We start from the raw sequence: 12,105 nt of genomic DNA, 5'->3' as shown, positions 1-12,105 counted from the left end.
AGATCGTCAGCGTCACGCTGTCGAGGCGTCCGCCCAGGTCACGGGCGATCACACGCCCGCCGGTCAGGATGGCGATGTCCTCCATCGTCGCCTGACGCCAATGGCCGAATTCCGGCGGATTGATCGCCACCACCGTGGCTCGCCCGTCACGGCGCAGCGCCATCAGCGCCGCCACCGCCTCCGGCCCCACGCCGTCGGCCATGATCAGCAGCGGGCGGTGCCCCGCGGCGATGCGGTCGACCAGGCGCAGGATCGGTTCCGGGTCGGCGATCTTTTGGTCGGTCATCAGGATGTAGGGCCGCTCCAGCACCGCGGTCTGTCCGGTCGGCTCGGTCGCCATGTGATGCGAGAGGAATCCGCGGTCCAGCACCATGCCCTCCAGCACTAGCAGCGCCGTCGGTGTGCCCGGCTGGCCATATTCGATGTCGATCACCCCGTCCGCCCCGACCCGGCGCAGGGCATCGGCCACCAGCCGGCCGAGCGCCGGATCGGTCGCGGCGACGGTCGCCACCTGCTCCAACCGGGCGTGGCTCTCCAATGGGCGAGCCATCTGGCGCAGCCGGTCGATGACAAAGCCGCAGGCTCGTTCCATCCCCTCGATCAGTTCGACAGAGCCATGTCCATCGGCCAGCTCGGCGACTCCGTCCTGGATGAGTGCATCGGCCAGCACGGTGGCGGTGGTGGTGCCGTCGCCGGCCACATCGTTGGTCTGCTTCGCCACCTCGCGCACCACCTGGGCGCCCATGTTCTCGAAACGGCAGGGCAGCTCGATCTCGGCGGCGATGCTGACGCCGTCGCGCGAGATCATCGGCGTGCCGATGGGGCGGTCGATGATCGCGTTCGTGCCCTTCGGCCCCAGCGTGCCGCGCACCGCCAGCGCCAGCTTGCCAATCCCGCGGGCAAGCGCGGCCCGCGCCTCGGCACGGTGCAGCATCATCTTCGGCATGGCGTCTTTCCCTCCCATTCTTGGTTTTGTGGATTTGAAAAGGATCCCCCTTCTCCGCGGGGGGAGAGGGGGATCTCACGCATCACTCGTAAGCCAGCGCATCATCCATGTTGCCGAAGAGGACGACCGTGTCCTCGTCGATCATGACCATGCGGCCATAGTGGGTGGAGGTCGAGATCTCGAACAGATGTGGGGTCATCTCGCGGCCCAGCGCCTCGCCGATCTCGCTCATTTTGAACTCGATCCTTCCCTCGCCGTCGATGCGGATCATCGCCGGCAGGTAGGTCACGGTGATGCCGGGCTTGCTCTCCATCACCTCGGCGATGCAGCGCGCCTCGACGCTGTCGTTCATCGTCACGCCGCACTGGTGCGAGATGGTGGCTTCCTGGGTGATGTCCTTCAGCGGCTTGAAAAGCTGCTGCACGGTGGTGACGCTCATGGTTTTCGTCCTCTTCTGGCGGAGATGCGGAATGGATCACTCGGCCGCGGCATCGGTGACCGCCGCCGACGCTGCGGCCTGCCCGACCTCGACCGGCGGCAGGGCCGGCAGGTCGGCGTCGATGCCGATCTCGCGCCCGATGGCGGCGACGCGGTCCCGCGCCCGCTCGAAGGCGTCCCCGAAGCTCGCCACCTTGACCCTTGGCAGCGACCACAGCGGCTGAAGCTGCAACGCCGCCTTCACCGCCAGCCCGCCATGGTGGGTGAACCAGCTCTGCAGCATGGTCCGGTTGTCCTCGCCATGCGCGGGGTCGCGCAGCAGCAGGGCGAACAGCTCCACCGCGTTGGCGAGGTTCCGCTCATAATCCGCCTCGGCCGCCGAGATGACCGACGGGGTGGAGAAGTCGTTCTGCGCCGCCGCCACCTGCATGACGAAGCCGCTGCGGAACAGCTCGCCCACCAGCGGTTCGAAGACGAGATTGACGGCGAAAACCTGCTCCAGGAAATCGGTGGCGGCGCGGATATGCTCCACCGCCTCGCGGCAGGGCTGCCAGATCGGATCGTCCAGCCAGTGCGCCTTGCCGGCGTCCAGGTCGAAGCCACCGATGTCGCTGCCGACCTCCGCCAGATAGAGCGTCAGATCCTGGGCAAAGCGCAGCTTGTAGGAGGCATTGGTCAGGATGGCGTTGTTGACCATCTGGGTGTAGCCATAGCGCTGCGCCCGCATCAACGCGGTGCCCAGGCCATATTCGGCATGCTTGAAGGCACCGACATGGTTCTGCAGCACGGCGACCCAGGCCTTGTCGAAGCGCTGGGGCGCCCCGGCGCGGCGCGCGTTCTCCACCACATTCTGGATCATGCCGACGATGGTGGACTGGCGCTGGTAGTGGGTGCGTTCCCATTCCTGGTCGGGGGCGCGGAAGCTGTGCCAGTCCGTGCATTTCAGCGCGGTCCAGTCCTTGGAATAGGTCGGCGTGCCGTCGCCGAAGGAGATGATCCAGTTCTGGAGCAGATAGCGCTCCGGATCGGGCTGGACGTCGACGGTCACGTCCTCGTAATGGGTCGCCTTGCGGCCCTTGGGATCGAAGTAATTGTAGCGGCGGCTGTCGGAGCCCGGAAAGACCTTGGCCCCGGCGGCAGCGGATGCGGTTTCCTGCATGGTCATCGTCGTTCCTCCCGTGTTTTGAAAAGGCCCGGCTCAGCGGGTGGCGGGGGTGAATTTGTCGAAATAGACGCGCGCGGACTCGACGCCGGCCATCTGCAACACCGGCAGCACCGCGTCGATCATCGGCGGCGGTCCGCAGGAGAAGACGTCCGCCTCCTCCACCTCGTCCATGTCGGACAGGTGCCGGCGCAGCACCTCGTGGATAAAGCCGGTCTCGCCGGTCCAGCCGTCGTCCTCCTCGGCATGCGACAGGGCGGGGATGAAGGCGAAGTCCGGCAGGCTGCGGGCGAACGCCTCGAACAGGTCGAGGTGAAACAGGTCGCGCCGGCTGCGGGCACCGTAGAAGAAGCGCACCGGCCGCGTCTCGCCGCTGGCGGCCTGGTCGCGCAGGATCGACAGCAGCGGCGCCATGCCCGACCCGCCGCCGACCAGGATCATCGGCCCCTCCCGCCCCTCGCGGCGGAAGCAGGTGCCGTAGGGACCACGCACGCTCACCCGGTCGCCGACCGACAGTCCGCCGTCCAATTGGCGGGAGAAGGCGCCGTCCGGGTATTTCTTGATGATGAACTCAAGCCGGTTGCCGTCCGCCGGCGGGTTGCCCATCGAGAAGGAGCGGGTCAGGCCGATGCCGGGCAGCGTAATGTCGGCATATTGCCCAGCCCAGAACTTCATCGGCTGGTCGAGGTCCAGCGCGATGGCGACGATGTCGTGGGTCAGCGGCTCCACCGTTGCCAGCCGCGCGGTGAAGTCCTTCACCGGGATGGAGCGGGACAGCAGATCCTCGTCGTAATTCAGCAGTTCCACCGCCACGTCGCTGTAGGCCAGCGAGCGGCAGAGCAGGATGTGGTTGTTGTCGCGCTCCGGATCGGAGAGCGCGAAGGTGGAGTATTTCAGCATCTCGACGTCGCCGTCGATCAGCAGGCATTTGCAGGCGGAGCATTGCCCCTCCTTGCAGCCATGCATCAGCGAGACGCCCTGGCGGAAGGCCGCGTCGAGGATGGTTTCCCCTTCCGCGACCTCCATTTCGATGCCGACCGGCTCAAGCCGCACCGTATGCACGGCGGGGCTGTTCTGTAGCGCTTGTGCGGTCATGGTCTGTCGATCTCCGCGGTGATGTCCGCCTGTAAAGCCCGCAGGGGATCCCGCTCCCCCTCTCCGTCCGGAGAGGGGGCGGGCCCGAGTGAAGGAGCGGGAGATCAGACCCGGCGGATCTTGAAGCCCTTGCGGTACTCCTCGACATGCGCCTGACGCTGTTGCGGCGTCATTTCGCGGAGCGCCAGCAGCGGGCTGCGGATGGTGTGGCCGCGCACATGGTCGAGCGTCCACATGTCCTTCTCCTCGAAGGACAGGTGCGGCTGGGCGATCAGCGTCTTCCCGTCGGGGCGGACGAAGCCCATGTCCTGGATGGCATCGGCGAGGTCCCAGCCGTCATAGACCTCCTCCCACTGGCGCCGGCCGGAGAAGCGGCCCATCGCCGGGGTCGGACGCCCCTGATATTCGGCGGCGAAGGCCTCCTTGTGGGTCCAGCGGTCGACCTCGGAGGCGTAGGTGAACAGCTCGCCATCGACCTCGTCGATCGTGAAGTCCTCGCGGATCACGCAGGGCACCAGGCTCGACCAGCAGCGGTGCGGATAGACGTAGCCGGTGTCGGCGAAGGTGATCGGCACGCTGCCCGGCTTGCTGAGCTTGGCATAATTCTCCCACCAGACGCCGAACTCGTCGTACCAGCCCGGATATTTGCTCTCGAACCATTCGAAATCGCGCTCGGTCATCGCCTCGATGCGCCAGAAATTGGCCCACCAGCCGGCGGAGAAGAACTGGGCGATCTTGTGGACGTAGTTCTTCTTGACGATGCTGTCGAAGGCTTCGTGAACATCGTCATGGTGGATCTTGATGCCGTACTTCTCCAGCGGCAGCATGTAGGTGCGGTAGTAATCCTCGAAGATCCAGCGGTGCCACAGCTCGGCGTAGGATTCCTTGTTCTTGTCGCGGTGCTTGGTGCCGTATTCGATGATCGTGCCGATGGCGGCGTCGACGATCATGTGGTTCTGCCAGAAGGAATAACGGATGTCGCGTTCCAGCAGCAGGTGGTTGTCCGGCTCCTTCAGCACCGACATCAGCATGGAATGGCCGTTGCCGATGTGGCGGGATTCGTCGCTCTGCACCGACAGGAAGACGGTCGGCAGGGCATAGTCACCGTTGCGCGCCGCCTCCGACGGCATGGCGACGAACAAGGTATTGGTGAAGGCGGTCTCGGCCACCACCTGCAAATAGATGTTCGACGCGGTGATGGCGTCGCCGGTCAGGAAGGCTTCCCCGAACTGCCGGCCGATGGTGGTGGCGTAGCATTTGCCGAACGCCTTCTCGGTGATGTCGAAGCCGGCCGGGTCGATGTAGTTCTCCATGTACCATTTCTTGAGGTTCATCTGGATCGTCGAGTGCCGGAACTCGTCGATCATCTGCATGGTGAAGCCGGTGCGCAGGTCGTCGCCCGGCGCCAACTGGCCCAGCGTCGCCATCGACCGCGCCGCCGAAATCTCCGGGAAGGGGATGATCGCCAGGAACAGCTTCATCCACTCGATCCAGCGCGGCTCGACATTGCGGAACATGTCACCGCGCAACGCGGCATCCAGCGCGCCATAGACGCGGTTGTCCTTCTCCTCCTGCATCGGGAAGTAGGAGCGCAGGACCTGCTTCATCGGGTCGCGCGGCGCCTTGGAGATCTTGTAGTCGGTCGGGAAGCTCATCGCCTCCTTGACGTAGGACGGCGTCCAGCCGAGATCGGCGACGCGGCGGGCCGCCTCGCTGATGCCGATGCCTTTCTGGCTGGTGATCTTGTTCAGCGTCAATCCATCCGGCATGTCGTCTCTCCCCATGATTTCGATGTTGGTGATCCGGGCCTGAAGGATCGCGTCGGCCATTCCTGCCGGCCATGTGTGCTGGATGACGGGATACCGGCAGTCCAATGAGCGGGATCGGCGGGACCGGGGCCGCACAACAGCGCGGCGATGAAGGCCCGCAGCTTCAGGCCGTTTGCGGCCGCCGAACCGGGGCGGCCGCAACGCCCACCCCACACAGCAAACGGCGTGCCAGAGCGCCGGAGTCCGGCGGACAGGTGATTTTAAAGAAGATCAGCTTAACGTATTGTCTCATATCGGGACGATATGTCGCAGCGGGAGTGTCCCATAATGAAACAGTTGGAACAGCGATCCTCTGCAACACCGCACAAAAACCCGCCTTTCCCCTTATCCGGCGCGGCTTGCCGAGCCGTGGCACGTCCCTTGCTCCACCCCCATCGACGGCGCCGCACCGGCCGGGCCAACGTGCCGGCGCCCAAAGGCTGCGGCCAAGATTTCGAGAGGATCTTCAAACGATGAGGCATGCGATGCACGCGAGGATGTCGCCGCACCGCTGGGTGATGTTGCTGCTCCTTCTGTCCATTCCCTTTTCGCCCTTCACGCGGAAATCCGCGGCGGCGGATGGCGAGACGCTGTTCCGCCAGCAATGCGGAACCTGCCATTCGGTGAAGAAGGACGACGGGCCGCGCGCCGGACCGCCGCTGTATGGCGTCATCGGCCGCAAGGCCGGCAGCGTCAGCGGCTTCGACTATTCCGATGCGCTGCGCGGCGCCGGCTTCGCCTGGGACGCCGGACATCTGGAGAACTGGCTCACCAACTCCAACCAGTTCGTTCCCGGCAGCTACATGAACTACCACCAGGACGACGACGCCATCCGCAAGAGCATCGTCCAGTTCCTGGAAGCCAGCGCCAAACGGTAACGCCGGCCCTCACCGACATCGCAGGAGGCATCATGGCCAAGATCATCCACATGATGGTGCGCGTCCTCGACGAACAGCGGTCGCTGGACTTCTACGCCAAGGCCTTCGGGCTGGAACCGGCCGAGCGGCTGGGGTTCGACGGCTTCACGCTGATCTACCTGCGCAACGCCGAGAACGACATGGAGTTGGAGCTGACCGTCAACCACGACCGCAGCGCGCCCTACACCCATGGCGACGGCTACGGCCACATGGCGGTGGCGGTGGACGATCTGGAGCGGGAGCACGCCCGGATGTCGGCTCTGGGCTTCCCGGTGACCCCGGTGAAGGAGTTCGCCCCCGGCGGCACCCTGCTGGCCCGCTTCTTCTTCGTCACCGATCCGGACGGCTACAAGACCGAAGTCCTGCAGCGCCACGGCCGCTATCGCTGAACTTCGACAGCAATAACAAACCACTTGGGAAGGAGACGTCGATCATGCGCGTTCTCGACAAACGGACACGGCTCAACAGGCGGAATTTCCTGAAGACCTCCGCCGCATCGGTCGCGGCGGCCGGTGCGGTTTCCGGCGGTATGGTGACGATTGGTGCGACCCCGGCCTGGGCCGAAGGGCTGAGCGCCATCAAGCCGGATGCGGCCAAGACCCTGCTGGTGATGGTGCGCGACCTCTATCCGCACGACCGGCTTGGCGACGCCTATTACGAAAAGGCACTGGCGTCGATGGACCAGGAGGCGGCAAAGGACGCCACCCTGGCCGGCCAGCTGAACGAAGGCGCGGTGGCCCTCGACACCGCCGCGCGCAAGCTGGGCAACGCGCCCTACGCCGCCATCAAGGCGGAGGCGGACCGCGTCGCCGTGCTGAAATCCATCGAGAGCACACCCTTCTTCCACAAGGTCCGCGGCGACATGGTGGTCGCCCTCTACAACCAGCCGGAGGTGTGGGCGAAGCTCGGCTACGAAGGGGCGTCGGCCGAATATGGCGGCTACATCCACCGCGGCTTCGACGATCTGGACTGGATCAAGGACGCCTGACGGCGCACCCGCCTGCCACACCGAATGCCCGAAAAAATGGGGAGGACCGAGACATGGTTGCGAAATTCGCGATGGATGACGACAGCGTCGTGGTGGTGATCGGATCGGGGGCCGGCGGCGGCACCCTGGCGAACGAACTGGCCCAGAAGGGCATCAAAGTGGTCTGTCTGGAGGCCGGCGGACGTCACGAAATCCAGGACTTCGTGAACGACGAATGGAAGAGCTTTTCGCAGATCTCCTGGCTCGACAAGCGCACGACGTCGGGCAGCTGGCGCGTGGCGAAGGACTTCCCCAACCTGCCGGCCTGGATCGTCAAGGCGGTCGGCGGCTCCACCGTCCATTGGGCCGGCGCCTCGCTGCGCTTCCAGGAGCACGAGTTCAAGGCGCGCACGACCTATGGCGCGGTGGAGGGTGCCAACCTGCTCGACTGGCCGGTGACGCTGGCGGAGATGGAGCCCTATTACGACAAGGCCGAATTCAAGATGGGAACGACCGGCACCAACGGCATCCCGCGCCTGCCTGGCAACAACAACTACAAGGTGCTGGCGGCCGGCGCCAAAAAACTTGGCTACAGCGAGTTCCACACCGGCAACATGTCGATCAACAGCAAGCCGCGCGACGGCCGCGGTTCCTGCCAGCAGATCGGCTTCTGTTTCCAGGGCTGCAAGTCGGGGGCGAAATGGTCGACCCTCTACACCGAGATCCCCAAGGGCGAGGCCACCGGCAACCTGGAGGTCCGGCCGAACGCCCAGGTGCTGAAGATCGAGCATGATGCGAAGGGCAAGGTCAACGGCGTGCTCTATGCCGACAGCACCGGCGCCATGCACCGGCAGAAGGCCCGCATCGTCGCGGTCGCCGGCAACTCGATCGAAAGCCCGCGCCTGCTGCTGAATTCGGCATCGACGATGTTCCCGGACGGGCTGGCGAACTCGTCGGGACAGGTCGGACGCAACTACATGCGGCATATGACCGGCTCGGTCTATGCGATGTTCGACCGGCCGGTGCACATGTACCGCGGCACCACCATGGCCGGCATCATCCGCGACGAGTCCCGCTTCGACCCGCGGCGCGGCTTCGTCGGCGGCTACGAGATGGAAACGCTGTCGCTCGGCGTGCCCTTCATGGCGGCCTTCCTCGATCCGGGAGCCTGGGGCCGCGACTTCAGCTCGGCGCTGGACGCCTACGACCATATCGCCGGCATGTGGCTGGTGGGCGAGGACATGCCGCGCGAGACCAACCGCGTCACCCTGCACGCGACGGAGAAGGACAAGTTCGGCCTGCCGATCCCGAACGTCAATTTCGACGACCATCCCAACGACATCGCCATGCGCACCCATGCCTATGGCCGCGGCTCGGCGGTCTATGACGCGGTGGGCGCCACGCGGACCATCCATACCCCGCCCTACCCTTCCACCCACAATCTCGGCACCAACCGGATGAGCGCCAACGCCCGCGACGGCGTCGTCAACAAATGGGGACAGGCGCATGACGTGAAGAACCTGTTCGTGTCGGACGGCAGCCAGTTCACCAGCGGCGCGTCGGAGAACCCGACCCTGACCATCGTCGCGCTGGCGATCCGGCAGGCCGACCACATCGCCGACCAGATGTCCAAACGCGAAATCTGAACCCCAGCGAGGGCCGTGCGTCCCCGGCCTATGCGGCACTGGGGCGCACGGCCTTCCCTTGCCAACGCGCCGGGTTCACCTTCGGAACGGCAGGTGTCGCTGCCGCCAGCCATACCTTGGTTTGCTTGAGGGGGCCGCATCGGCGGCGCTACCATCGGGGCCTGTGCATGTCCCTGACGAACGCAATCGGTAGCAGGAGCCCGCCATGGTCGACGCCATCATCATCGGAGCCGGACAGGCCGGGCCGCCGCTCGCCCAGCGCCTCACCGCCGCCGGCATGAGCGTGGCGGTGATCGAACGCAAGCTGTTCGGCGGCACCTGCGTCAACACCGGCTGCACCCCGACCAAGACGCTGATCGCCAGCGCCCGCGTGGCCCGGATGGCCCAGCGTGCCGCCGAATACGGCGTGATGCTGGACGGTCCGGTGCGCATCGACATGGCCAAGGTCAAGGCGCGCAAGGACGAGGTTTCCGGCCGGTCCCGCCAGAATGTCGAACGCTGGCTGCGCGGCATGCCCAACTGCCGGGTGCTGCAGGGCCATGCCGGTTTCGAATCGTCCAACAGCGTGCGCGTCGGCGACGAGCTGCTGACGGCGGACCGCATCTTCCTCAATGTCGGCGCCCGTGCCTCGGTGCCGGACATGCCGGGCGTGCGCGATGTCGACATCCTGACCAGCGGCACGATCCTCGACCTCGATCATGTGCCGCGGCATCTGGTGGTGGTCGGCGGCAGCTACATCGGCCTGGAATTCGCCCAGATGTACCGCCGCTTCGGGGCCGAGGTGACCGTGGTGGAGAAGGGGGAGCGGCTGATCTCGCGCGAGGATCCCGACGTCTCCGACGCCATCCGGGAGCTGCTGGAGAGGGAAGGCGTGACGGTCCGCCTGAAGGCCGACTGCATCCGCTTCGCCCGCCATGCCGACGGCGTGGAGGTCGGGGTGAACTGCGCATCCGGCACTCCCACGGTGGTGGGAAGCCATGTGCTGCTGGCGGTCGGCCGCACGCCCAACACCGACGATCTCGGCCTCGGCCGCGCCGGCGTGGCGACGGATTCCCGCGGCTTCGTCACGGTGGACGACAAGCTGCGCACCAATGTGCCCGGCATCTGGGCGATGGGCGACTGCAACGGGCGTGGCGCCTTCACCCACACCGCCTACAATGATTTCGAGATCGTCGCGGCCAATCTGCTGGACGACGATCCGCGCAGCGTCGACGACCGCATCCAGGCCTATGCGCTCTACACCGACCCGCCGCTCGCCCGCGTCGGCATGACCGACGAGGCGGTCCGCCGCTCCGGCCGGCGGGCGCTGGTCGGCCAGCGGTCGATGACCCGTGTCGGCCGCGCGGTGGAGAAGGGCGAGGCGCAGGGCTTCATGCGGATCGTCGTCGATGCCGACACCAAGGAAATCCTGGGTGCCGCCATCCTCGGCCCCGGCGGTGACGAGGCGATCCACGGCGTGCTCGACATGATGTACGCCAAGGCGCCCTACTCCACCCTGCAACGCGCGGTCCATATCCATCCCACCGTCGCCGAACTGCTGCCGACTCTGCTGGGAGAACTGAAGCCGCTCTGACGCCGGCCTTGCCAGCCCTCCCGCATCCGCATCATCCTGGCGCCAAAGCCGGGATGGAGACGCCCGGACCGAGAGGACAAGACGTGCAGCCAGAGATTATCGAGATTCCCGAAGGCAAGACCGAGTTGGCCGTGCCGGCCCTGCGGGTGCTGTGGCCGAAATACGAGGCGGCGGAGATGATCCGCATCATCGACACTGTGCTGAGGCCGAACGGCTACCGCCTCGCCGGCATCGTTCCGGAACCGGGCGGCCCGGCGGCCTGCGTCCTGGGCTTCCGCCTGCAGCATTCGCTGTGGCTGGGAAAATCCTTCTACATCGTCGACATGGCGACGCTGCCGGACCAGCGCGGCCGGGGCTACGCCGCCCTCATCCTCGATTGGGCGAAGGCCGAGGCGGCAAGGCTGGGCTGCACGGCGCTGCATCTCGACTCCGCCGTCGGGCCGGAGCGCAGCAGCGCGCACCGCGTCTATATGGGCAAGCGCTATCGGATCGCCTGCCACCACTTCGTGCACCAGCTCGACTGACGGTTCCGCCCCGCCGCGACGCGGCCCCTCATCCGGCCGCCTCGCGGAACGGGGCGAACCAGCCGAGCCCCTCCAGCGTGCCCGCCCTTGGCCGGTATTCGCAGCCGACGAAGCCGTCATAGCCCAGCCGGTCAAGCTCGGCGAACAGGAAGGGCCAGTTCAGCTCCTCCCCGTCCGGTTCGTTGCGCGACGGAACGGAGGCGATCTGCACATGGCCGATCAGCGCCATCAGCCGGCGCAGCGCCATGGTCACGTCGCCATGGAGGATCTGACGGTGGTAGAGGTCGAACTGGAGCCGGACATTGGGCAGGCCGGCTCCGGCGATCGTCCGTTCGGCGAGGGCGAAGTCGTTCAGGAAATAGCCGGGCATGTCGCGCCCGTTGATCGGCTCCAGCAGCAGCTCGATCCCGTGCCGTGCCAGCGCCTCCCCGGCATGGCCGACCGCCCGACGGTACGACTCGACCGCCGCCGGATCGGCGGGATCGGCCGACCCCGCCATCATGTGCAGCCGGCGGCAGCCGGTCGCCGCCGCATAGTCCATCGCCCTGGCGACCCCGGCGCGGAACTCGTCGAACCGGTCCGGCAGGGCGGCCAGCCCGCGTTCGCCGGCGGCCCAATCGCCGGGCGGCATGTTGAACAGCGCCTGGGTCAGCCCGTTGCGTGCCAACCGCCGGCCGACCTCGTCCGGCGCATGGTCGTACGGGAACAGATATTCGACCGCCCGGAATCCGGCATCGGCAGCAGCATCGAAGCGGTCCAGGAACGGCCATTCCGTGAACATCATCGTCAGGTTGGCGGCAAAGGCGGGCATGGCGCGGTCGGTCTCCCTCATGGCACGGGCGGCGCAGTATCCCGCGACTTCGCCCCGACCGCCAGCCGCCAGCGGTGGCCGGCGCCTGCCCGAACCTGCTAAGTGTCAGGGCACGAACCGAAAATTCTGGAGAGAACGGCCGATGACCAAACCCACGATCCTGTCCGCGCTGCTGCTCGGCAAGGCGGTCCCGTTCGGCCGGCCGGACACGCTCAGCG

Annotated in this window: 13 protein-coding genes; 7 read left to right on the top strand and 6 right to left on the bottom strand. The window is 66.4% G+C overall.

Annotation, left to right across the window (positions count from 1 at the left end; all coding sequences use genetic code 11):
• The 5 genes from groEL to I71_RS28965 all read right to left on the bottom strand — a co-directional run.
• Positions 1–946 (bottom strand): chaperonin GroEL (gene groEL / locus I71_RS28985; protein WP_042702492.1); only part of this gene is annotated, 946 nt, incomplete at its 3' end.
• Between the two features lie 82 nt (positions 947–1,028).
• Entirely contained in the window at positions 1,029–1,385 is a 357-nt protein-coding gene (locus tag I71_RS28980; protein ID WP_042702489.1) for an MmoB/DmpM family protein, read from the bottom strand.
• Positions 1,386–1,421: 36 nt separating this feature from the next.
• Positions 1,422–2,549: an aromatic/alkene monooxygenase hydroxylase subunit beta gene (locus I71_RS28975; RefSeq protein WP_042702486.1), complete on the bottom strand. Its 1,128-nt coding sequence runs from the start codon at positions 2,547–2,549 to the stop codon at positions 1,422–1,424.
• A gap of 33 nt (positions 2,550–2,582) precedes the next feature.
• Positions 2,583–3,641 carry an NADH:ubiquinone reductase (Na(+)-transporting) subunit F gene (locus I71_RS28970; protein WP_042702483.1) on the bottom strand — a complete coding sequence of 353 codons (1,059 nt, stop codon included), beginning with the start codon at positions 3,639–3,641 and terminating at the stop codon, positions 2,583–2,585.
• A 104-nt stretch (positions 3,642–3,745) separates the two neighbouring features.
• Positions 3,746–5,470 (bottom strand): aromatic/alkene/methane monooxygenase hydroxylase/oxygenase subunit alpha, encoded by a 1,725-nt coding sequence (locus I71_RS28965; protein WP_244434125.1) that lies wholly within the window; start codon positions 5,468–5,470, stop codon positions 3,746–3,748.
• Positions 5,471–5,922: 452 nt separating this feature from the next.
• On the opposite strand from I71_RS28965, the gene I71_RS28960 reads away from it, so the two are divergent.
• The 6 genes from I71_RS28960 to I71_RS28935 all read left to right on the top strand — a co-directional run bounded on the left by I71_RS28960 (position 5,923) and on the right by I71_RS28935 (position 11,076).
• Positions 5,923–6,327, top strand: coding sequence for a cytochrome c family protein (locus I71_RS28960; protein WP_244434124.1), 405 nt, complete (start codon positions 5,923–5,925; stop codon positions 6,325–6,327).
• 32 nt (positions 6,328–6,359) lie between these two features.
• Complete coding sequence (locus tag I71_RS28955) at positions 6,360–6,755, top strand: VOC family protein (protein WP_042702481.1); 396 nt, start codon at positions 6,360–6,362, stop codon at positions 6,753–6,755.
• Positions 6,756–6,799: 44 nt separating this feature from the next.
• Positions 6,800–7,354 carry a twin-arginine translocation signal domain-containing protein gene (locus tag I71_RS28950; RefSeq protein WP_042702478.1) on the top strand — a complete coding sequence of 185 codons (555 nt, stop codon included), beginning with the start codon at positions 6,800–6,802 and terminating at the stop codon, positions 7,352–7,354.
• 53 nt (positions 7,355–7,407) lie between these two features.
• Entirely contained in the window at positions 7,408–8,979 is a 1,572-nt protein-coding gene (locus I71_RS28945) for a GMC family oxidoreductase (protein WP_042702475.1), read from the top strand.
• A gap of 205 nt (positions 8,980–9,184) precedes the next feature.
• Positions 9,185–10,552 carry an FAD-containing oxidoreductase gene (locus I71_RS28940; protein ID WP_042702472.1) on the top strand — a complete coding sequence of 456 codons (1,368 nt, stop codon included), beginning with the start codon at positions 9,185–9,187 and terminating at the stop codon, positions 10,550–10,552.
• Between the two features lie 83 nt (positions 10,553–10,635).
• A complete protein-coding gene (locus tag I71_RS28935) occupies positions 10,636–11,076 on the top strand; it encodes a GNAT family N-acetyltransferase (RefSeq protein ID WP_049976387.1) in 441 nt (146 codons plus the stop codon).
• A gap of 28 nt (positions 11,077–11,104) precedes the next feature.
• Here I71_RS28935 and otnI read toward each other — a convergent pair whose 3' ends face one another.
• The gene (gene otnI / locus I71_RS28930) at positions 11,105–11,887 is read right to left on the bottom strand and encodes a 2-oxo-tetronate isomerase (RefSeq protein WP_042702495.1); all 783 of its coding nucleotides are present in this window, start codon (positions 11,885–11,887) and stop codon (positions 11,105–11,107) included.
• On the opposite strand from otnI, the gene I71_RS39240 reads away from it, so the two are divergent.
• On the top strand, positions 11,850–12,105 hold a 256-nt coding region (locus I71_RS39240; protein ID WP_211098448.1), incomplete at its 3' end, for a hypothetical protein. The two genes, otnI and I71_RS39240, sit on opposite strands and share 38 nt — an antisense overlap.

Origin of the sequence: Azospirillum sp. B506 (assembly GCF_000333595.1) — a bacterium.
GTDB lineage: Bacteria > Pseudomonadota > Alphaproteobacteria > Azospirillales > Azospirillaceae > Azospirillum.
This window is presented reverse-complemented; position numbering and strand designations above follow the sequence as displayed.